We start from the raw sequence: 21,667 nt of genomic DNA on the forward strand, positions 1-21,667 counted from the left end.
CGATTGAAGGATGGGTCATGGGGAAGCTGGCAGTGTGCGCGCTGCGCGCCGTGCTCGTGGTGTTGCTCGTCGGCAGCGTGTTGGTCCAGGCGTCGATGGTGTGGGCTCTGGTCAGCGGGAACGATCCGGAGGACGGTTCGCTCCCGTTGACCCCGCTGCGCGTGATCACGATCCTGGGCCTGGCGGCGGCCCAGGCGGCCCTGGTCTGCGTCTGGCGGCTGGTGACGATGGTGCGCCACAGGACCGTGTTCTCCCCCGCAGCCTTCCGGTATGTGGATGTCGTGATCGGCTCGATCGTGGCGGCCGCCCTCGTATGGTTCGCGGTCACGATCCTCAACGCGCCGGGCCAGCGGGACGACCCGGGCGTCACCGTCATCATGGGCGGCATCGGTCTCGCCATCCTGGGTGTCGCGCTCATCGTGCTCGTGCTGCGGATGCTGCTCGCGCAGGCCGTCGCTCGCGACGCCGAGGCGTCACAGATGCAGGCCCAATTGGACGAGGTGATCTGACACCGGTCGCCGTCGGACCTTCGCGTGCGGGCGCCGGTGGCATTGCCTGGCGCTTTGTGGGTAAGCGCGGTTCGTGTTGGACGAATACTCGAAGGACGCGACGCCCCCCATGGATCAGGAAGTGGGAGGAAACGGCCCGGATCCGCTGTCCACCAGCGCCATTTCCGTTTCGGCGGCGTTCGACGGCGACACCGGGATCGCTGAAGCCCGCGACCTGGCCCGGACGTTCCTGACCCGGGTGCAGGCGGTGCACGGCCTGCCGGTCTCCAGCCGGGCCATGGGGATGGTCCAGCTCGTGGTCAGCGAGCTGGTCACCAATGCCCGCAAGTACGCTCCCGGCCCCTGCCTGCTGACCCTGGACATCGTGGACGGGACTGTACGGACCAGCGTGTGGGACAGCAGCACCACACTGCCGGCGATCCTGGCGCCCGACCCGAGCCGGATCGGACAGCACGGCCTCGAGATCGTGGCCGCCGTCTGCGTCGGCTTCGCCATCCACCGCGAGCCGGTCGGAAAGCGCATCACCGCCGATGTCGTACTCGCCGACGACCCCGGCGGGTCCCCGGCCGGGCACCAAATGCTGTAGAACCGGCGCGAGAACCGGTGGGGCCGGGCATCGCTCTCACCGACGCCGGTCTCACCGGTGCCCACTGCGACCGGGCGGCACCCGGCGCTGATCGGCCGCCACGATGCGCTCCACCGCGGCCGTCACCAGTTGTTCACGCTCCGCCTCCGTGAAGACGTCCGGCAGGGTGAGCTGCTCGACGATCAGCCAGTTCAGCGTCAGCATGAGCAGCTTGACGGCCGTGGCGTCGCCGGGGAGGCCGGAAGCCTCGTGGTGGGCGACGTTGGCGTCGACGTCTGCGCGGACCCGCTCAGTGAGGACCTCGCGCAGCTCGGGGCGCCGGGTGGCCTCCAGGCGAAGTTCCAGCAGGGCGAGGTAACCGGTGCGGAAGGACGCGACACGGCCGACCAGATCGCGCATCAGACCGACATAGGTCTCCCGGTCGCGGCCGGCCGCCCGCTGTCGCGCGATCATCGCTTCGTCGGGCTGGAGCCGCTCGTACACCCGGGCGCCGGCCTGTGTGAACAGGTCGTCGCGACTGGCGAAGTAGTTGGATGCCGTGCCGGCCGGGACGGAGGCCTCTGCGTCCACGGCCCGAAACGTCAGGCCCCGTGCGCCTTCGCGGGCCAGCACCTCGATCGCCGCGTCGACGAGGGCCGCGCGCCGCCGGTCGTTCCGTCTCACCATTGACACCACTCCAGGCGTAGTACTACGTTCAAACCACTTCATGCAGAGTACTACGAGGAGAACCACTGTGCGGAAGCTCGTGTACTACATCGGCATATCGCTCGACGGCCGCATCGCCGGCCCCGGCGGTGAGTCCGGGTTCTTTCCGCAGGGCGACGAACAGCAGGCCGCCGCCTACGCGAACTGGATCAACATGCTGTATCCGGAAACCGTCCCGACGGCCTACCGCGCGGCCGCCGGCGTGGCCGACGAGCCCAACCGGCGCTTCGACACCGTCCTCATGGGCCTCGGCACCTACCGCCTCCCCCACGACAACGGGATCACCAGCCCGTACGCACACCTGCGCCAGTACGTCGTGTCCAGCACCCTTGAGCCCGACGTCGACCCAGCAGTGACCGTCGTGGCGAGCGACCCGCTCGGCCTCGTCCGCGAACTCAAGAGCGAAGCCGACACCGACCAGGACATCTGGCTCTGCGGAGGCGGCCGGCTCGCGGGGACCGTGTCGCCCGAGATCGACGAGCTGCTGATCAAGACCTATCCGGTCATCGCGGGGAGCGGAGTCCCGGCGGTCGACGGCGCCTTCGACCCCACCGTCTTCGATGTCGCCGAGCGCACCGCGTTCCCCGGCGGAGCCACCCTCACCCGCCTCACCCGCCGCTAGGCTCTGTCGGCCTCAGTAGTCGAGGTCGATGTAGTCGATGTCGTTGAGGGCGACGTCCGAGAGTCCCAGTGCCCGGGCTCCGCCGTCCTGGAAATAGGTTTCCCTGAATCCGTCAGCGATGATCTGCCGTAGTTGCTGGTCGCCGGCGCCTGCTTCGCGGGCGTCGAACAGCTGCTGCGCGTAAGCCGGGGGGAGGTGCACCGTGAGTCGGCGGAAACGGCCGTCGTCGGTCGTGCCGATCGGTGCCGTGTAGCCGAAGCGGGCTCGGGTCTCCACCGTGATCCCACCCGTGGAGGCGGCCTCCTTGCGCCGCCGTCTGCGGACCTGAGGCTGCCAGCGGGACCGGACGGCGGCCTCGATCCTCTGCTGGATCTCCTTCGGCGGACTCTTGCGCTCACCCGTGCGGTAGCGCTCCACCGACCGCCGGCTCACCCCCAGCTCCGCCGCCACGGCCCGGGTCGTCTTCAGCTGCCTCAGCAGGAAGTTGATCCGGCCCTTGAGCGTCTTCGGTGGAGTGCGCGTGAAGGCCTCCTGCTCGGCGCGCTCGATGGCGTCGTCGACTTCTCCCACGGCGTCCGTTCCTCTCGCAGGTCGGCCCTACTCGCCGTCGTCCAGGACGGCGTCGCCGCCCTTGACGTGGCGGGCGGGGTTCAGGCCCTTCTCCATCAAGTCGACCGCCCAGAGCATCTCCTGCACACCCTCCGGCTTCGCCAGGCCCGGCGTGGGACCGAGGCGGAAGCCCCCGGGCTGGGACTTGCCGGAGGCCGCGTAGGGGAGGAAGTCCAGCGGCGAGGGGCCGGGGCTGGGATAGACGACGCAGTCCGATAGCACCGCGAGCGGGTACCGTCCCGTCAGCTTGGCCATGTTCAGCAGCTTGCGGTGCATGTTGACCCGGGCTTTGGAGATGACGGCGGCGCGGATGTCGGGTCGCCAGGTGGGCCGTTCCAGAGCCGGCCACCGCTCCCCCTGCTTGTAGTGGCGTCCCTGGGGGCGCTCACGCAGCTTGCCGATGCCGCCCTTGACGGTGGCCTTGATCGCGGCGAGGACGGCGGCCAGGGCAGGGTCGTTGTCCTTGTGCCGCTCCATCGCCGCGAGGAACTGCCGGTCGTCCAGGTCGCGGGTGACGCCGAGGTCGGCCAGGGTGTCGACATAGGCGCTCTTGAGCCGGTCGTGCCACGGGTCCAGGTAGGCACCCGTCGCGCGGCGCAGGTAGGCCTCCAGCGGCCGCACGTTGTAGCCCAGCTCCTGGGCGTAGGCGACCGTGTGGGTCTGGTACCAGGCGGGGCCGGACGGCCGTTCACCGCTCGGCGTGAAAGGGCTGGGCAGGCGTGGGTCCAGCTCCACATGGCTGAGGTCGACCAGCCAGGAGCCGGGGATCTTCGGATTGAACTGCGGGCCGACGAAGTGCTCCGGTCCCGACAGTCCGACCGTGAGCCGGGCGGCGGCGGCGAGGAACGCGGTGTTGAGGTCCAGACCGACGGCGTAGGGCAGATGGCACTCCTCGTCGCTCAGCAGGTCCACCTCGCGCACCCACTGGTAGGCCTCCTCGTCGAGGAACCCTCCGCTCCAGCCGGAGTCGACGACCACGGGATGCTCCGGGGTGGCCTCGGGCGGCGCCGGGTCCACCGGTTGCGTCCCGAGCGAACCGGGGTTGTGGCCGGGTACCCAGTTGCCCGTGGCCTCGTCGCGGACCGCGCGGGTGGGCGGCCGCAGCGCCGTCATCAACTCCAGGCCGACGACGGCGGTACTGCCGCGTGGGGTGAGGACGCGCCGCGCGTAGACGCCGAGTACCCGGGCGATGCCGGCAGGTTCCATCGCCGTCACCCCTGGCCAGGACCGCTCGTCCAGGGCGTCCCACGACAGAACCGCCAACTGCACGCACTGCCGCCGGCCTTCCTGGGCCTTGCGGTAGATCCGGGCCCATGGGCCGAACCCACGCTGCGTCAGCTGCCACCCCGCCTTCGTCACCTGCACAACGACCGGATGGTCATGGGGCAGACGCAGAGAACGGCGCTGTTCGTGACCCTCCAGGCGCTCAGGCAGTCCGAGCCTCACAGCCGCCGCCGGGGTGAGCACCACCAACGGGTCGGAATCCTTGCCGTTGCGGTGCAGGCGCGGCGCGCCGAGGCCGGACTCGCGCAGTGTCCATTCCACCAGCTGCGGCACGGAGGTGGCGGGGCAGTCGAGGACGATGCCGTCGACGCCGTACGCCGCGCCGTCGCCGTCGAGCACGACCAGCGGCCCGTGCGGGTACCGGGGGTCGGCTGCGGGGGTCGCGACCTTCTTCGGAGCAGGTCGCCGCGAGGACGCAGCCGGGTGAGGGTCAGGGCGTTCGGATGCGGTCGGCGTCCGTGCCGGCGCGGGTGCCGTTCGGGGCGTTGAGGGCTCGGCGAAAGGATCGTGCGTCTGCGAACGGAGCTCCGGACGGGGCGCGTCGGCGTGGGCCGTCGGAGTTGGTGCGGGAGCCCGAGGAGCTGATGCGGGAGCCGGGACGGGGGCGCCGTGGGCGGGGGCGCCGCCGTGGGCGGGGGCGCCGCCGTGGGCGGGGGCGCCGCCGTGGGCGGGGGCGCCGCCGCGGGCGGGGGCGCCGTGGGTGGGATACCTCGCCGCCCAGCCCTTCAGCAGCCGCTGGTACGCCTCCAGACGCGGCGACTTCGGCTCTGACCTGCCGTTCTCGTAATTCTTCACCGTCTGTGTGGAGGTCTTCAGTGCGAGCGCGAGGCGCGCTTGGGTGATGCCGGCGGCCTCCCGTAGCCTGGCCCGCTCCGCCGGAGGGGGAAGCTGCGGTTCCTCCTCCAGCAGCGCGTCGACGGACGCGAACAGCTCTTCTTCGGAGGCCATGCCGATCTCCTCTCGCGCTCCCCTTCCCTGCGGACCTTAGCCTAAAATTTATCCCGTTCCTTTATCCCTGCCGGACGGTGCGCGTGTCGGTGTCCGGCCGGTGCGTGGATCACCGCACGGCCTGATTGCGGCGAGCCTCCGCCGCCTTGAAGTAGTCGCCGCCTTTGCGCTTCACGTCGTCCGTGCCCCAGGCCTGTTCCCCGCCGGCGGCGGTGCTGCCGTCCTGCGCGGCATGCGGCCGCAGCGGTGCTCTGACCAGTCTGGGTATGTGCTTCGAGCAGTGGATGTAGGCCTCTTCGACCTCGACCTCGACCCACATCCGCGGGCGGCGGCCGGGCAGCGGGTCGACGGGCAGGCCGGGATGGCTGCGGCGCATCGCCTCATCGGGGACCAGGCGGGCGCGGCCGTTGACGTGCAAGCCGATGCGGTCCTCGGAGAAGTCGATCATCAGGAGGCCGACGTGCGGGTTCTCCCGGATGTTGCCGAGCGAGGCCATGACGCCGTTCCCCCGGTACTCCGGGTAGGCGAGGGTCGCGTCGTCGAGAACGTGGAGGAAGCCGGGCGGCCCGGCGCGGAACGTGCTGTCGCACTCGCCCTGGCTGTCCGAAGTGGCGAGAAAGAACATCTCCTGGCGGGCGACGAACTCCCTCATCCTGGAGTTGAGCCGGTCCAGTACCTGTTCGTCGTAGAAGCGGTCAGCGCGGCTGGTGGTACCCAACTCGTCCTGAATCTGGTGCTCTCCGTGGCTTCCGGGCCGGTCCGCCCGCGGATCCTGGTGCAACGGTCCTCCTGCCAGGCGAACCAACGCCTGTGTCCGAGCCCTGCACCGGTGGTCCCTCGGCGCAGGTGACTCTGCCGATCCCCTCGGAGGCCGAAGAGCGCTCACCGGCCACGCACATGAGGGTAGAGCAGGCCCCTGCACCGTCCTGCGCGCACCCGGCGTCCGCGCGCTCAAGCGGCCGGCGTTCCACGGCCCACCCCCCGTTTCACCGGGTCCGGGCCGCCTTCGCCGGTCACCTCACTTGCGGAGGTGCTCCTCCGTGCCGCCGATACTCGCCACCGTCCCCCGGACGGTCGGATGCCGGTACAGCTCCCGCAGCCGCAGGGACGGCAGACCGCGGGCGCGCAGGGCGGCACCGATACGCACGGCGGACAGGGAATTGCCGCCGAGCTCGAAGAAGTCGTCGTCCGGGTCGACGGGCACGCCCAGCACGTCGCTCCAGATCTCCGTCAGGCTTGCGGTGAGGTCGTCGGCGGTGTCGGCGCGGGAGGCCCCGTCTCGCCTCGAGGGGCGCGGGGCGGCCGGTGCGGGGAGCCTCGCCGCGTCGAGTTTGCCGTTGGCCGTCAGCGGGAGCGCGTCCAGGGCGGTGACGGTGGCGGGGAGCATGTAGTCGGGCAGGATGCCGGCAGCCCGCTCACGCACCCCGGCGGGGTCGCCGCCCCCGGACGAGAGGGTCACATAGGCGTCGATCCTGGCCGTGGCGGGGCCCGCCGGGTCGTCGCGGCGCACCAGGACGGCCGCGGAGCGCACGGCAGGGTCCTCCAGCAGGACGGAGCGGATCTCGTCGAGCTCGATCCGGAAGCCGCAGATCTTCACCTGGCTGTCGATCCGCCCGAGGTGTTCGAGCCGCCCGTCGGGGCGCAGGCGCCCGAGGTCGCCGCTGCGGTACATCGGGCCGTCGGAGAACGGGTCCGGCACGAACCGGTGGCCGGTCAGCTCTTCCCGGCCCAGGTAGCCGAGCGCCACGCCGGCGCCGCCGACGCATATCTCGCCCGCCGCTCCGGGCGGCAGCAGCCGTCCGGCGGGGTCCACCACGTACAGGTGCCAGCCGGGCAGGGCCCGCCCGACGGAGCGGGTGCCGGCGAGCGCCAGCTCCCGGGTGAGCGTCTGCTCGGTGACATGGACGGTGGTCTCCGTGATGCCGAACATGTTCACCACCCGGCAGGACCGCTCGGGGTGCCGGTCGAACCAGGGCAGCAGCATCCGTGCGTCCAGTGGCTCACCTCCGAAGACGACGAGACGGACGGACACCTCGGCGTGTTCGACGTCCAGCAGCTGGGCGAAGGCCGAGGGGGTCTGGCTGAGCACGGTGACCTTCTCGGCCACGAGCAGATCGCGGAAGTGGTCCGGTTCCCGGGAGACGAAGTACGGCACCACGACCAACCGGCCGCCGGTCAGCAGACAGCCCCAGATCTCCCACACCGAGAAGTCGAAGGCACTGGAGTGGAACCATGTCCACACGTCCGCTGCTCCGAGCCCGTACTCGTCGCGGGTCGCGTCGATCAGGGCGATCACATTGCGGTGGGGCACGACGACGCCCTTGGGCCGGCCGGTGGAGCCGGAGGTGTAGATGACGTAGGCGGGGTCGTCGGGTGAGGGGGGCGGCGGGCTCGTGTTCCCCTCCTGCGGCTGCCACCCGCCTCGCGGCTCGGCCACCAGTTCGTCCGGCGTCGCCCGTGTGCAGCCCGCCACGGCCGGGAACTCCGGGAGCCGGGTGACCACAACGCCCAGCCCCGCGTCCCGCGCCGTGTGGGCGAGCCGGTCCGCCGGGTAGGCCGGGTCGAGGGGGACGTAGGTCGCGCCGGCCCTCAGCACGGCGAGCAGGGTCACCACGAGCTCGGCGGAGCGCTCCAGACACACACCCACCCGATCGCCGGCGCCGACCCCACGTGCGCGCAGGCCGTGAGCCGACCGGGCGGCCCGCTCGTCGAGTTCGCGATAGGTCAGGCCCGTAGCGCCGTCGGTGACGGCGATCCGGTCCGGCGTCGCCGCCACGATCCGGGCGAACGCCCCGGGCACGCTCTCCGGCCTGGTCGTCAGGGCACGGGTCGGTCGGCCGAGCGCCGCCGTGCGGGCGCGCTCCGCCTCGTCGAGGAGTTGAACGTCGTCCGGCGGAGTCCGCGGGCGATGCCGGATCTGCTGGTGCACGTGCACCAGGTGCCGTACGAACTGGGCCGCGATCTCCGCGGAGAAGTGGCTGCTCAGGTGGTCGCAGCGCAGCCGAAGCCCGCCCGAGTCCCGCAGGACGGAGACGGTGAGCGGGAACGGGGGCGCCAGACAGGGCACATACTCGGTCTCGCCCTCGCCGGACAGGGCGGTGCCGTCCGAGTGGTCGGAGGCGTGGTCGGCGTCGTCGCACAAGAGCAGACCCGTGAGGGCGGGGCCCGTCGCGGGGGTGGGCGTCGAATCGCCCAGGGTGGCCGCCGGTTCGACGGTGAAGGTGCCGTGGCCGGTGCCGATGACCGGTGGGGTGTCGGGGTCATAGCGGCGCAGGGTGACGGCGAGTGCCGTGAGCCAGCTCGCCTCGTCACCTGCGTCGTCCAGGGCGACGACATGGGAAGCGCCGGTGCCGCCGCCGCCCAGTCCCCAGGCGGGCGCGGCTGCGGCGGGTGCCGCAGCGGGGGCGCGAGGGGCGTCGCTAGGTGCCACGGGCCGCCCGGCGGCCAGCCGGGCGAGGGCCGTACGGTCCCAGCGCCCGCGCGGGGCGACGACGATCAGGTCGGAAAAGCCGTCGGCGTAGCGCAGGAGGACGCTGCGCGGATCGCGGCTCGGGCGGGCGAGCTCGGTGGCGCGTCGGCGCTCGGCGAGCGGGTCCGTCGCCGGCACGGCGATGTCTTCGATCCACAGCCCCGGCCGGGGGGCGGGTTCCCGAGAGGGGCACGACCTGACGCGCAGCGCGTGGCAGTGGGTCGCGTGGAGGAGGGGTTCGGGCAGCGACGCGGACACGGGCCGTACTCCTTGTGACTTCTGTCGTTCTTGCTTGCTCGGCTTGCCGATGTGGTCTCAGCGGGCGCTGAACCCGCCGTCCACGGTCAGGACCGATCCGGTGACGTGCCGCGACTCGTCCGAGGCCAGGAAGACGACCGCGGCGGCGACGTCCTCGGGTTCGATCAGCGCGTTCATGGGCTGCGCCTCGACGAAGGTCTTCTCGTGCTCGTGGACGGGCACGTCCAGGGCCCTGGCGATCTCGGCGAGCATCCTGCCCTCGGCCCGCGCGTCGTCGCGCACGGAGCCCGGGCAGACGGCGTTCACCCGCACCTTCATCGGCGCGAGGTCGAGCGCGGCCGCCTTGGTGAGACCGACGACGGCGTGCTTGGCGGCGACGTAACCGGCGAAGTGCCGGTAGCCGACGAGCCCGGCGGTGGAGGCGATGTTGACGATGCTGCCCGCGCGGCGGGAGCTCATCGCTCCCCCCACCTCGCGGATCACCCGCCACGCCCCGGAGAGGTCCACGTCGATCATCAGGGACCACTCGTCCTCTTCGATCTCGTGCACCGGTCTGCCCGAGGGCGCGGCGATACCCGCGTTGTTGACGGCGATGTCGATCCGGCCGAACCGGTCCTCGGCGCGGGCCACCGCCTGCCGGATGCCGAGGGTGTCGCGGATGTCGGCCTCCGCGGTGAGCACGGACGCACCGGCGTCCCGGCACAGCGCGGCGGTGTGTTCCAACTGCCCCACGGTGCCCAGCGGGTAGGGCACTCCCGGCAGGTCGGCACAGATGTCCAGCAGGGTGAGGTCCGCGCCCTCGGCCGCACAGGCGACCGCGGTCGCCCTGCCGAGTCCGCGGGCGGCGCCGGTGATGAGGACCGACTTGCCGTGCAGACGCATCGGGTTCTCCTTCCTGGGAGTTCTGAAGGGGCAGAGGGCGAGGGGCTCAGGAGCGACGGCTAGCGCGCCTTCGCGGCGATCGCACGCAGCAGGGCGGGCGCCGACTCGGTCAGATACATGTGGCCGCCGGGGATCTCGATGTGCTCGAAGTCGCGGCCGGTCGCCTTGTTCCAGGACGCTGCGTCGTCATGGCCGACCAGGGTGTCGTCCTCGCCCCGGATGACCGTCAGGGGCACATCCAGCGGCAGGGAGGTGCTGGGTACGTAGGCCTCGTGCATCTCGACGTCCGCGCGCAGGGTGGGCAGGAGCATCTCGCGCATCTCCGGGTCGTCCAGCGCGGGGTGGCTGTAGCCCGCGAACTCTCCGACACGGGCGAGGAAGTCGTCGTCGGAGAGGCCGGTGGCCCGCTGTTCACGGCCCTGGCCGGGGTGCGGCGACCCGCTGACGAACAGATGGGCGAGCTCGACGCCGGGTTCGGCCACGAGCCGGTGTGCCAGTTCGTAGGCGAGCACGGCACCGAGGCTGTGCCCGAAGAGGACCACCCTGTGCTGCCCGGGGCCGAGCCGTTCCCGCAGCTGGGGCAGGAGTCCGTCGACGGCCCGGTGCACGTCCCGGTAGGGCTCCTCGTCGATCAGCCTTTCACGGCCGGGCAGTTGAAGCGGCACGATCTGCAGCGCTCCCCCGGCAAGGGCAGCCCAGGGGCGGTAGAACGAGGCGCCGGCTCCGGCGTACGGAAGGCACACCAGCTTGGTCGGGTCGGTCGTGACGGTCGGGTCATCCAGGGGCATGGCTGTTCGGTCTCTCTTCGGGGGCCGGGGCCTACGGGGTCGCTGTCTACTCACCCATCGCGGCGATCAGGCTCTTGGGGCGCATGTCGGTCCAGTGCTCGCCGACGTAGTCGAGGCAGGACTGCCGGCTCGCACGTCCGTGGACGACAGTCCAGCCGGCCGGCACCTCGGCGAAGGCGGGCCACAGGGAGTGCTGGCCCTCGTCGTTCACCAGGACCAGGTGCTCGATGCTGTCGTCGTCGAAGGGGTTCGTGGTCATGGGTGGTTCCTCCTGCGGTGGGTGGTTGGCTGCGACCGGTGCTGTCGGGTCACGTGCGGAGCCGGCTGTCCAGCACCGGGCCGATGAGATCCAGGGACTTGGGCCGGGTCATCTCCCCGTGTGTGCAGGGGATGTCGTGGTTGTCGACGTGGCCTTCGACGTACGGCTGCCAGGAGCGGTACCGGTCGGGGACCGCGTCCGGATCCTGTGCGGCGGTGAAGAACAGCAGATCCCCTCGGTACGGCGTGGGGGCGAACTGGCCCAGCAGGCGGCGGTTGTTCGCCGTCACCTCGACCAGGGCCGCCAGTTCGGCGTCGTCGAGGCTGCCGGGCATGTCGGGTACGCGGCGCACCAGCTCGGCGAACCGGCTCTCGGTCAGCGGTTCCGTCCCGTCACCGGGCACGTGCCGGCCGAGGATGGAGAGGAGACTGCGCAGCAGCGTCGGGCGGTCGGTCAGGGCAGGGGCCTGTCGGATCCAGGCTCCGGGGAAGGAGTCGAGGAGCGCGAGGAGCGCGACCTGCTCTCCCGCCGCCTGGAGGCCGACGGCGACGTCGTAGGCCACGAGGCCTCCCATGGAGTAGCCGAGCAGGTGATAGGGGCCGTGCGGCTGGGTCTCACGTATGAGGGCGGTGTGCTCGGCGACCACCTCGGCCAGGCTGCCGACCGGGTCCTGTCCCGGGATCAGGCCGCGGGACTGCAGGCCGTAGAGGGGGCGGCCGGTGTCGATGTGGCGGGCCAGGCCGGCGAAGCCCCAGGACAGGCCGGAAGCCGGGGGAAGGCAGAAGAGGGGTTCGCGGTCGCCTCGGGTACGCAGCGGGAGCAGAGGCCCGACGGGGGCCGCGCTCGAACTGCTGGAGCGGCCCGCACCTTCGGGACGGGCGAGCTGTCCAGTGCGGTCAGGTCCTTCATGGCGGTCGGATCCTTCAGGGCGGTCGGGCCGCCCGGGGCGGTCAGGTCCTTCAGAGCGGTCGGATCCTTCAGGGCGGTCGGATCCTGCAGGGCCGTCGGGCCGTCCGGGGCGGTCAGGTCCTTCAGAGCGGTCGGATCGTCCGGGGCGGCCGGGTTCCTCGGGGCGGCCGGGCCCCGCGGGGCGGTCCATTTCGCCGGCGTGGTCGCCTTCGGCCAGACGCCGGGCCAGTGCCGACACGGTCGGTGCGTCGAAGAGGGCCCGCAGGGGCAGCTCGACGCCGAGTTCGGCGCGGATGCGTGCGGTCAGTCGGGGGGCCAGCAGGGAGTGCCCGCCGAGATCGAGGAAACCGTCATGGACGCCGATCTGGGCGGGGGCGAGACCGAGGACCTCGGCGAAGAGGCCGCGCAGGGTCTCCTCCCGCTCGTTGCGCGGAGCAGTCTCCGCGGCGAGCGGCGCGTCGGGGGCGGGCAGCGCCGTGCGGTCCAGCTTGCCGCTGGCGGTGTACGGGAGTGCCGGGAGCGTGACGAACGCCGAGGGGATCATGTGGGTGGGGAGGGCGTGGGTGAGGTGGTCGCGGAGGTCGTCAGCGGTCACGGCCGCCGCCTCCGCGGGTACGACATAGGCGGTCAGTTGCTTCTCTCCGCGCTGGTCCTCCCCCACCGTGGCCGCCGCCTTGTCGACAGCCGGATGCGTGGCGAGGACGGCTTCGATCTCGCCCAGTTCGATCCGGAAGCCGCGGAGTTTCACCTGCTGGTCGGCCCGGCCAAGGAAGCGCAGCTGTCCGTCGGAGCCGCGCACCGCCAGATCGCCCGTGCGGTACATCCGCTCCCCCGGGCCGCCGAACGGGTCGGCGACGAACCGCTCGGCCGTCATGCCCGGCTTGCCGAGGTAGCCGCGGGCGGGGCCGCCGCCCGCCACGTACACCTCGCCGACGGCCCCGTCGGGCACGGGGTGCAGCGCATGGTCGAGGAGGTGGACGAGGTTGCGGGCCAGGGGGCGGCCGATGGGAGGCCCGGTCTTGTCGTCCGGGTCGGTACCGGACTGCCAGGCGGTGGCGTAGACGGTCGCCTCGGTGGGCCCGTAGAAGTTGACGAGCCGCGCTCCGGGGAAGGCGGCCTCGATTCCGGCGCGGAGTTGTGCGGGGACGGGTTCGCCGCCGAGGGCGACCGTGTGCGGTGAGACGGCCGGCCGATCGGCGAGCACGGAGGCCATGACCGTCGGCACACCGCTGATCAGGCCGGCGTCCCGGGACGTGCCCTCGGTGAGGGCGAGCAGGTTCTCGACGATCTCGATACGGCCGCCGCACAGCAGCGGGGAGAAGATCTCGAACACCGATACGTCGAAGTTGAGCGAGGTCGAGAACAGTACGCGGGCCAATCGCTGGGGACCGAACGCGGCGTGCGTCCACTCGACGAACTCGACCGCGTTGCGATGCGTGGCCAGGACACCCTTGGGGCGGCCGGTGGAGCCGGAGGTGTAGGTGATGTAGGCGAGGTTGTCCGCGGTCGACGCGGTTGCTGAGGGATCGGTCCGACGGCTCGGCCCAGTGTCCTGGGGGTCGAGGAGCGGCGTGCCCTTCGGCAGCGCTCCCGCCGTCTCCCTGGTGGCGAGGACCACGACGGGGCCGGCGTCGTCGACGATGTACGCCAGACGGTCGGCCGGGTAGGCGGGGTCGAGCGGCAGATACGCGGCACCGGACTTCAGTACGGCGAGCACGGCGACGACCAGCTCCGCCGTACGCGGCAGAGCGATGCCCACGACGTGCTCCGGGCCCGCTCCGAGGGCGGTGAGACGACCGGCCAACTGCTCGGCGCGTGCTTCCAGTTCGCGGTAGGTGAGTGATGTGCCGCGGTCCAGTACGGCGTCGGCGTCCGGGGTGGCCGAGACCTGGGCCGACCAGAGGTCGGTGAGGGTACGGGTCGCAGGTGGCGTGGGCAGGGGGTTGTGCGGGAGTTCGTCGGGTGCCAGGACCCCCACGCGGCCCTGCGGGGTTTCCGGGTCCGCCGCGATGGCCTCGAGGATCCGCACCAGGCGGGCGAGAGTGGCGTCGGCCCAGCCGGCGTCGAACAGTCCCGGGTGGTAGGCCAGCCGGAAACGGGGCCGGGGGCCGGGGAACGCCACGAGGGTCACCGGGTAGTGGGTGGCGTCACGGCCGCTCGAACCGACGACGCGAAGCCGACCTCCGTCTCCGCCCCGCCCGTCACCACACCCACCGCCGTCGGCACCGCCACGACCGTCACCGGCAGGCCCTTGGCCCATCGCGCCTGGATCAACCGGATAGTTCTCGAAGACGACGAGGGTGTCGAAGAGCTCCGGCACGCCCACGGCCCGCTGGATGTCCGCCAGGCCGAGATGGTGGTGGTCGAGGAGGCGGACGTAGCCGTCCTGGACCTCGCGGAGCAAGGCACTGAAGCTCTCCTCGGGCCTGAGCCGCACCCGCGTGGGGATGGTGTTGAGGAACAGGCCGACCATCGACTCGACGCCGGGGAGTTCGGGTGGGCGGCCGGAGACGGTGGCTCCGAAGACGACGTCGTCACGGCCGGTCAGGCGGCCGAGCAGAATCGCCCAGGCGCTCTGGACGAGGGTGTTCGCGGTCACGCCGAGGCTCCGGGCGCGTGCCGTGAGGGCGGCTCCGGTCCCCGCCGACAGCTCTGTCCGGGCCTGTTCCGGGTTCGTGGAGCCCGGCGTGGCGGCCGGGGCCAGCCGGGTCGGTTCGGTCACGCCGGCCAGCGCCTCCCGCCAGGCCCCCTCGGCAACCGTACGGTCCCTGCGGCCCAGCCACTCGAGGAAGGAGCGGTACGGCGGGACGGGCGCCAGTACGGCCGGGTCGCCGTCGGCGGTGTAGAGGGCGAGCAGTTCCCGTAGGAGCACGGAGACCGACCAGCCGTCGAGCAGGAGGTGGTGGTGGGTGACGAGCAGCCGGTGGCGGTGCTCGCCGGTGCGGACCAGGGTGCAGCGCAGGAGTGGCGGGGTGGCGGGGTCGAAGCCCAGGGCCCGATCCTCGTCGAGCAGCGCGGTCCACGCCTTCTCGGGGTCGGTGGCGAGGGCTTGCTCGGTGAGGTCGGCTTCCGCCCACGGCAGCGTCGCCCCGCGCGGGACGACCTGCACCGGCTGGCCGCCGCGACGCCGCCGGAAGGCCGCGCGCAGGTTCGGGTGGCGGTCCAGCAGTGCCTGTGCGGCGGAACGGAGCCGGTCGGCGTTCACCGGGCCTTCGAGTGCGAAGACCAACTGCACGACGTACACGTCGGAGGCGTCCCGTTCGTGCGCGTACAGGGCGTGGTAGAGCAGGCCCTCCTGGAGCGGGGTCACGGGGAGCACGTCGGGCGGCCCGGGCTGCGTCATGTCGTCTCGTCTCGCTGTGTTCCGGCTCTGCTGCGTCTTCACGTGAGGTGGGCCGGTCGAGGCCCTGCTGTGTGTTCGCGTGGGGTCGGCTTCGGGGCCCTGCTGCGTCTTCGCGTGGGGTCGGCTGTTCGAGGCCCTGCTGCGTCTCCGTGTGGGGTCGGCTAGTCGAGCCCGGCGGTCAGCTCGTCGAGCTCGTCCCCGGACAGGCCCGGGACCGACGGACCGGCGGCCTCAGCGGCGCGGGACACGAGTGCGGTGAGTGCCGTGACCCAGGTCTCGGCCAGCTCCCGCACCTCCGGCTCGGTCAGCACGCCCTCGGGCCAGGCCCAGTCGGCCACCAGCCGCGGTCCGGCCGGCGTGTCGTGGACGACCGCGTTGATGTCGAGGGCGTGGGCGGCGGCCAGGCCGGGGTCGCGGCCGGCGCCGAGTGCCGACGACTCGGGGGCGAAGGCCCACGGCTCGCTGCCGGCGGTGCCGGGAGTGCTGAACCGGCCGAGGTAGTTGAAGCCGATCGCCGGTGGGGGCGCTTTGGCCAGCTCGGCCGCCGTGTCCGGGTTGAGATGGCGCAGGAGGCCGTGTCCGGCTCCGTGGTCGGGCAGTTCCCGCATACGCCCCGCGACCAGGGCGGCGGCGAGGTCGGCGGCGGGTCCGGCAGCCAGCGCGTCGGCCACGTCCACGCCCTCCAGGTCCAGGTGGACCGGGTAGAGCGAGGTGAACCAGCCGACCGTGCCCGACGGTTGGAGGCCCAGCAGGTGTTCCTCGCGGCCGTGTCCCTCGATGTCGAGCACGAGGTGCGGGGAGCCCTGCCGGTCGGCGACGGCCAGCGCGAGGCCGGTGAGCAGGGCGTCCTGGACACCGAGGTGGAAGGTGGCCGGGACGTCGGTGAGCAGCGGTCCCGTCGTCCCGGGAGGCAGGGTGAGCCGCAGCGAGCGCGTGCCGGCGGCGGTGTCCCGGCCGGGGTCGAGCGGACGCCTGCCCAGCGGGGCGCGCGGGGCGTCGGCGATGCGGCGCCACAGCTCGGCCTCGGCGACCCTCGCCGGTGTACGCGCCTGGCGGCCCAGTTCCACCGACCAGCGGCGGAACGACATGCCGACGGGTGGCAGTTCGGGGCTCCGTCCGGTGGTCACGGCCTCCCAGGCGGCTTTCAGATCGGGGACGAGGATGCGCCAGGACACGCCGTCCACCGCCAGGTGGTGGACGACCAGCAGCAGCCGTCCGGTCCGGTGGGGTCCCGCGTCGAGCCAGACGGCCCGGACCATGGCCCCGGCCGACGGGTCGAGCAACCCCACCGCTCGGTCGAACTCCTCGGCGACGGCCGCGTGGAGGTCGTCGGTACCGGTCGTGCCGGAGACGTCCCGGCGGTCGAGCAGATCGGCGGCGCGAACGTGGCCGACCGGGCTGACGTCGAGTTCGACGGTACTGATGTCGGGCTCGACAACACCGGTGTCGGGTTCCGCAGTCGTGGTGAGCCGGGAGCGCAGCATGTCGTGGTGGTCGAGCACCGCCTGCAGCGCGCCTGTCAGCCGCGGCAGACCGGCACCGGCCGGGACCGTCAGCAGCACGGACTGGCTGAACCGGTCGATGGGGCCGCCGCGTTCGAGCAGCCACCGCATGATGGGAGTGAGCGGGACCCGGCCCACGCCGTCGGTCGCGTGGACGCCCTCGGCGCGGTCGCCGACCGGGCCACGAGCCACCGCCGCCAGCTCCTTCACCGTCTGGTGCTTGAAGACGTCCCGGGCGCTGATGACGACCCCGGCCTCGGCTGCCCGGCTCACGAGCCGGATCGAGGTGATGCTGTCGCCGCCGAGGGCGAAGAAATCCTCGTCGAGTGGGACTTCGGGCAGCCCCAGCAGCTCGCGGAAGAGCCCGGCGAGGATGCGCTCGACCGGGGTCGACGGTTCCTGTGCCCCGTCGGTCCCAGGTACCGGAGAGGGCGTGGGCAGCGCGGCGCGGACCGGCTCACCGTCGGGCTTCAGGGCCGGCACGTCGAGTTTCACCTTGTCCTCCCCCAAAAGGTCCACGTCCTCGACGCGCAGGTCGGGCTCGGCGGAGACGGCGGTCAGGAACCGGAGGAGCAGCCGCGTGAGCAGCTGGGCGGTGGCCGGGTCGAACAGGTCGGTGCTGTACTCGGCGATGCCGTCGATGCCCGCCGGTGTGCCATCGCCGTGGCGCCGCTCGTTCAGGTAGAGGCAGAGGTCGAAGCGGGCCGCGCCGGTCGCGACGGGCTCGCGCGCCGCGCCCAGGCCCGGCAGGGACAGGTCGACGTCCGAGGCGTGAGCGGTGAAGGCCAGCATCACCTGGAACAGCGGATGGCGGGCGAGGGTGCGCTGCGGGCTGAGGGCGTCCACGAGGAGGTCGAACGGGACGTCCTGGTGGGCGTAGGCCGCGAGGTCGAAGTCGCGGACCCTGCTCAGCAGTTCGCGGAATGTGGGGTTGCCGGAGGTGTCGGTGCGCAGTGTGAGGCTGTTGACGAAGAAGCCCACCAGGTCGTCGAGCCTGTCGTCGGGGCGTCCTGCGACCGGTGTGCCCATGGTGATGTCGGTGCCGGAGCCGAGCCTGGTCAGTGTCGCCGCGAGCGCGGCCTGGAGCACCATGAACAGGGTGACGCGGGAGGTTGAGGCCAGGTCGGTGAGTGCGGTGTGCAGCTCCGCGTCGATGGTGAGGCCGGCCCGGTCGCCGCGTCCGCTGGGTTCGGCGGGCCGGGGGCGGTCGGTGGGGAGCGGCAGCTCTTCCGGGGCGCCGGCCAGCGCCTCCCGCCAGAAGGCCGTCTGCCGTTCCAGCGTGCTCACCGCCTCGCCCGTTGCCGTGCCGAGCAGTTCGCGCTGCCAGTGCGCGAAGTCGGCGTACCGGACGGGAAGAGGCCGCCATGGCGGGGCGCATCCGGCGATCCGGGCCGCGTACGCCGTCTTGAGGTCGCGCATCAGCGGTGCCATGGACCAGCCGTCGACGGCGATGTGGTGCGCGAGCAGCAGAAGGACATGCGTGTCGTCGTCGAGCTCGAACAGGGTGGCGCGCAGCGGCGTTTCGGCGGACAGGTCGAAGCGGTGTCCTGCGGCGGCGGTGAGCAGCGCGGGAAGTTCCGTCTCGGTGGCCTCCAGGACGGCAAGGTGCGGGCGCCCCGCCTCGGGGTCCAGGATGCGCTGGTACGGGGCGCCCTGGAAGTCGGGGTGGAGGGTGCGCAGCGGTTCGTGGCGGGTCACGACGTCGGCGAGCGCGGATTCGAGCGCCGGACGGTCGAGGGGGCCGGTGAGGCGCAGGGCCCAGGGCACGGTGTAGGGGTTGCTGCCGTCGAGGCGGCTCATGAACCACAGCCGCTGCTGGGCGTACGACAGCGGAATCGGAGTGTCCGGGCGTACCCGTGCCGTGAGCTCGGGGCGGCGGGTGCCGCCCTCGCCTTCGCTGAGCCGGACGGCCAGTCCGGCGGGGGTCGCCGCCTCGAACACTGCCCGTACGGGCAGTGCGATGCCCAGCGCGCTCCTGATGCGGTCGCTGAGGCGCATGGCGAGCAGGGAGTCGCCGCCGAGGCCGAAGAAGTTGTCGTCCGCGCCGATCCGGTGCGGCTCCAGGCCGAGGACGTCGGCGAAGAGACCGCACAGGATCTCTTCCTGCGGGGTGCGCGGGGCGCGGCCCCGGCTCTCCGCGGAGGGCGAGGGCAGGGCGGCGCGGTCCAGCTTGCCGTTGGAGGTCAGGGGGAACCGGTCGAGGACGACCACCGCGGAGGGGATCATGTGGTCCGGCAGTGTCCGCCCCGCGTGTCGGCGCAGGGCGTCGGCGTCGAGGTCTCGTCCGGCGATGTAGCCGACCAGCCGCCCGTCCCGTTCGAGGACGACGGCCTGTGCCACGTCGGGGTGGCTCGCGAGCGCCGCCTCCACCTCGCCGAGTTCGATGCGAAAGCCCCGGATCTTGACCTGGTGGTCCGACCGGCCCAGGTACTCCAGCTCCCCTTCGGCCGAATGCCGCACCAAGTCGCCCGTTCGGTACATTCGTTCACCCGCGACGGCGGCGAACGGGTCGGCGACGAAGCGCCCTGCCGTCAGCCCCGGCCGCCCCAGGTACCCGCGCGCCAGGCCCGCTCCCGCCACGTACAACTCGCCGGTGACGCCGGGCGGCACCAGCCGCAGACCCGCGTCCAGGACGTAGGCCCGCAGGTCGGGAATGGCCTGTCCGATGCCGCCTGACCGGTCGTTCACCGCGGCCTCGGTCAGCGGCAGTCCCGTGACATGCACGGTCGTCTCGGTGATGCCGTACATGTTGACCAGCACCGGCGCGTCCTGCGGGTGCCGGGTGTACCACTCGGCGACCCGCGTGAAGTCGAGTGCCTCACCGCCGAAGACCACGTACCGCAGGGCCAGTTCGCTCCTGACGTCGGGCAGGGCGGCGTCGGCGCGGAGCAGTTCGCCGAAGGCGGAGGGTGTCTGGTTCAGCACTGTGATGCCTTCACGCGCCAGGAGCCGCAGGAATTCCTGCGGTTCCCGGCTCACGGCGTACGGGACGACCACGAGCGTGCCGCCGTGCAGCAGAGCGCCCCACAGCTCCCATACCGAGAAGTCGAAGGCGTAGGAGTGGAACAGCGTCCACACGTCGCCCGGGCCGAAGTCGAACCAGTGCCGGGTGTGGTCGAAGAGCCGCACGACATTGCGGTGCGTGACCGCCACGCCCTTCGGGCGGCCCGTGGAGCCCGAGGTGTAGATGACGTAGGCGATGTGATCGCTCGCCGGGTCGGAGGTGGGAGAAGGGTGTTCCTCGGAGGGCTGCGGGTCGTCGAGCAGGAGGACGGGGATCTGGGAGGCGGGGAGGCCGGGGGCGACGTCGCCGGTGGTCACCAGCAGCACGGGCGCGCAGTCGGCCAGCGTGAAGGCCAGTCGTTCCGAGGGGTACTCGGGGTCGAGCGGCACATATGCGGCGCCGGTCTTGAGGACCGCGAGGATCGCCACCACGAGCTCCGGCGAGCGGGGCAGCGCGAGCGCCACCAGCCGCTCGGGACCCGCCCCGCGGGCGGCGAGCAGCCGGGCCAGCCGTCCGGCGCGGGCGTCGAGTTCCGCATAGGTGAGCCGGCTGTCCTCGTGCACTACGGCGGTGGCGTCGGGAGTGCGGCCGGCCTGGCGGGCGAAGAGCGCGGGCAGGGTCTGCGCCGGCGTGCCGGCCGGGGTCACGGCCTGCCGCGCCGCCGGCATCCGTCGCCGCTCCCCCGGCAGCAGGATCTCCACCTCGCGTACGCGGCGCGCGGGATCGGCCACGAGGGCCTCCAGGACGGCGGCGAACCGGTCCAGGACGTGCCGGGCGCCCGTCTCGTCGTACAGGTCGGGCCGGTAGGACAGGCGCAGGGCGAGGCGGCGGCCGGGCAGGACGGCGAGGGTGAGGGGATAGTGGGTGGCGTCGCGGCCGGTGAGCTGGGTGACCCGGGACGGTCCGGGGCCGTTCGCGGCCGGGTGGTTCTCGAAGGCGAGGAGGGTGTCGAAGAGTTCACCGCCGCTCCCCGCGGCGCGCCGGATGTCGGCGAGGCCCAGGTGCTGGTGCGGCAGCAGGGCCGCCTGCCGCTGGTGCAGTGCGGTGAGCAGATCGGCGACGGTGCCGTCCTCGTCCCAATGGACGCGGGTGGGAACGGTGTTGATGCAGAAGCCGACCATGGACGCGATGTTCGGCAGTTCCGGTGGGCGGACGGTCACCGTCTGGCCGAAGGTGATGTCGGTGCGGCCGGTCAGGCGGCCCAGTAGCACGCCCCAAGCGCCCTGGACGAGCGTGTTGAGGGTGATGCCGAGGGAGCGGGCCGTGGCTTCTCCGGCGCTGGTCAGCCGCTCGGGAAGCTCGGCGACCAGTTCGCTGGGCAGGGCGGTGGCGCCGGTGGCCGCGGGCGAGAGCAGCGTGGGCTCGTCCGCATCCGCCAGGGCGTGGCGCCAGGCGGTCTCGGCGGCGGTGCGGTCCTGCCGCCCCAGCCAGGCGAGGTAGTCGCGGTAGGCGGGCGCCGGCGGCAGAGCCGCCGGGTGCTCACCCGAGTGCAGCGCCGTGAACTCGCGTACCAGCAGCTGCTTCGACCAGCCGTCCAGCAGGATGTGGTGGTTGGTGAGGAGCAGGCGGTAGCTGTCCGCGGACCACTTGACCAGCAGGTAGCGCAGGAGCGGCGGCTTGGCGAGATCGAAGCGGCGGGCACGCTCCTCGTCCAGCAGCCGCTCCCACTCCTTGTCTCGCTCGGCTTCCCCGAGGGCGGACAGGTCGTCCTGGGCCCAGGGCAGTTCGACGTCCGTGGGCACGATCTGCAGGGCCCGGCCGGTGTCCCGGCGACGGAAACAGGCGCGCAGGTTGGGGTGCCGGTCGAGCAGGGCCTGCCCCGCGGCGCGCACGGCGGCGGGGTCGACCGGGCCCGTCAGCTCCAGGATCTGCTGGGTCGCGTAGAGATCGGGGGCCTGCTCGTCGTCGTACAGGGCGTGGAAGAGCAGGCCTTCCTGCAGCGGCGACAGGGGCAGGATGTCGGCGATTGCGGAACCGGACCGAGTCACCG

The 21,667-nt window shown here is 72.2% G+C and carries 13 protein-coding genes; 3 read left to right on the forward strand and 10 right to left on the reverse strand.

Annotated elements, in window-relative coordinates:
* The first annotated feature begins 17 nt into the window (after positions 1–17).
* The gene (locus ACFY5B_RS22270) at positions 18–509 is read left to right on the forward strand and encodes a DUF2975 domain-containing protein (protein ID WP_389971772.1); all 492 of its coding nucleotides are present in this window, start codon (positions 18–20) and stop codon (positions 507–509) included.
* A gap of 109 nt (positions 510–618) precedes the next feature.
* Positions 619–1,095, forward strand: coding sequence for an ATP-binding protein (locus tag ACFY5B_RS22275; protein ID WP_389971774.1), 477 nt, complete (start codon positions 619–621; stop codon positions 1,093–1,095).
* Between the two features lie 51 nt (positions 1,096–1,146).
* Here the strand turns inward: ACFY5B_RS22275 and ACFY5B_RS22280 are convergent, their stop codons facing one another.
* Positions 1,147–1,761 (reverse strand): TetR/AcrR family transcriptional regulator, encoded by a 615-nt coding sequence (locus ACFY5B_RS22280; RefSeq protein ID WP_389971776.1) that lies wholly within the window; start codon positions 1,759–1,761, stop codon positions 1,147–1,149.
* A 67-nt stretch (positions 1,762–1,828) separates the two neighbouring features.
* Here ACFY5B_RS22280 and ACFY5B_RS22285 point away from each other — a divergent pair, with 67 nt between their 5' ends.
* Positions 1,829–2,422 carry a dihydrofolate reductase family protein gene (locus ACFY5B_RS22285; protein ID WP_389971778.1) on the forward strand — a complete coding sequence of 198 codons (594 nt, stop codon included), beginning with the start codon at positions 1,829–1,831 and terminating at the stop codon, positions 2,420–2,422.
* Between the two features lie 12 nt (positions 2,423–2,434).
* Here the strand turns inward: ACFY5B_RS22285 and tpg are convergent, their stop codons facing one another.
* From tpg to ACFY5B_RS22330, 9 genes are all read right to left on the reverse strand, one after another.
* Complete coding sequence (tpg, locus tag ACFY5B_RS22290; protein WP_389971780.1) at positions 2,435–2,992, reverse strand: telomere-protecting terminal protein Tpg; 558 nt, start codon at positions 2,990–2,992, stop codon at positions 2,435–2,437.
* A 27-nt stretch (positions 2,993–3,019) separates the two neighbouring features.
* Positions 3,020–5,263 (reverse strand): telomere-associated protein Tap, encoded by a 2,244-nt coding sequence (gene tap / locus ACFY5B_RS22295; RefSeq protein ID WP_389971782.1) that lies wholly within the window; start codon positions 5,261–5,263, stop codon positions 3,020–3,022.
* Between the two features lie 109 nt (positions 5,264–5,372).
* On the reverse strand, positions 5,373–5,981 hold the full coding sequence (locus ACFY5B_RS22300; protein WP_389971784.1) for a pyridoxamine 5'-phosphate oxidase family protein: 609 nt from the start codon (positions 5,979–5,981) through the stop codon (positions 5,373–5,375).
* 300 nt (positions 5,982–6,281) lie between these two features.
* Positions 6,282–8,990 carry an amino acid adenylation domain-containing protein gene (locus ACFY5B_RS22305; RefSeq protein ID WP_389971786.1) on the reverse strand — a complete coding sequence of 903 codons (2,709 nt, stop codon included), beginning with the start codon at positions 8,988–8,990 and terminating at the stop codon, positions 6,282–6,284.
* A gap of 57 nt (positions 8,991–9,047) precedes the next feature.
* Positions 9,048–9,872 (reverse strand): SDR family oxidoreductase, encoded by an 825-nt coding sequence (locus ACFY5B_RS22310; RefSeq protein ID WP_389971788.1) that lies wholly within the window; start codon positions 9,870–9,872, stop codon positions 9,048–9,050.
* Positions 9,873–9,931: 59 nt separating this feature from the next.
* On the reverse strand, positions 9,932–10,660 hold the full coding sequence (locus ACFY5B_RS22315; protein WP_389971790.1) for a thioesterase II family protein: 729 nt from the start codon (positions 10,658–10,660) through the stop codon (positions 9,932–9,934).
* Positions 10,661–10,706: 46 nt separating this feature from the next.
* Positions 10,707–10,919 carry an MbtH family protein gene (locus ACFY5B_RS22320; RefSeq protein ID WP_389971792.1) on the reverse strand — a complete coding sequence of 71 codons (213 nt, stop codon included), beginning with the start codon at positions 10,917–10,919 and terminating at the stop codon, positions 10,707–10,709.
* A 49-nt stretch (positions 10,920–10,968) separates the two neighbouring features.
* Positions 10,969–15,171 carry an amino acid adenylation domain-containing protein gene (locus tag ACFY5B_RS22325; protein WP_389971794.1) on the reverse strand — a complete coding sequence of 1,401 codons (4,203 nt, stop codon included), beginning with the start codon at positions 15,169–15,171 and terminating at the stop codon, positions 10,969–10,971.
* Positions 15,172–15,332: 161 nt separating this feature from the next.
* Positions 15,333–21,665, reverse strand: coding sequence for an amino acid adenylation domain-containing protein (locus ACFY5B_RS22330; RefSeq protein WP_389971796.1), 6,333 nt, complete (start codon positions 21,663–21,665; stop codon positions 15,333–15,335).
* Positions 21,666–21,667 lie beyond the last annotated feature (2 nt).

Origin of the sequence: Streptomyces sp. NPDC013187, from assembly GCF_042899705.1 — a bacterium.
Taxonomy (GTDB): Bacteria; Actinomycetota; Actinomycetes; order Streptomycetales; family Streptomycetaceae; genus Streptomyces; species Streptomyces hawaiiensis_A.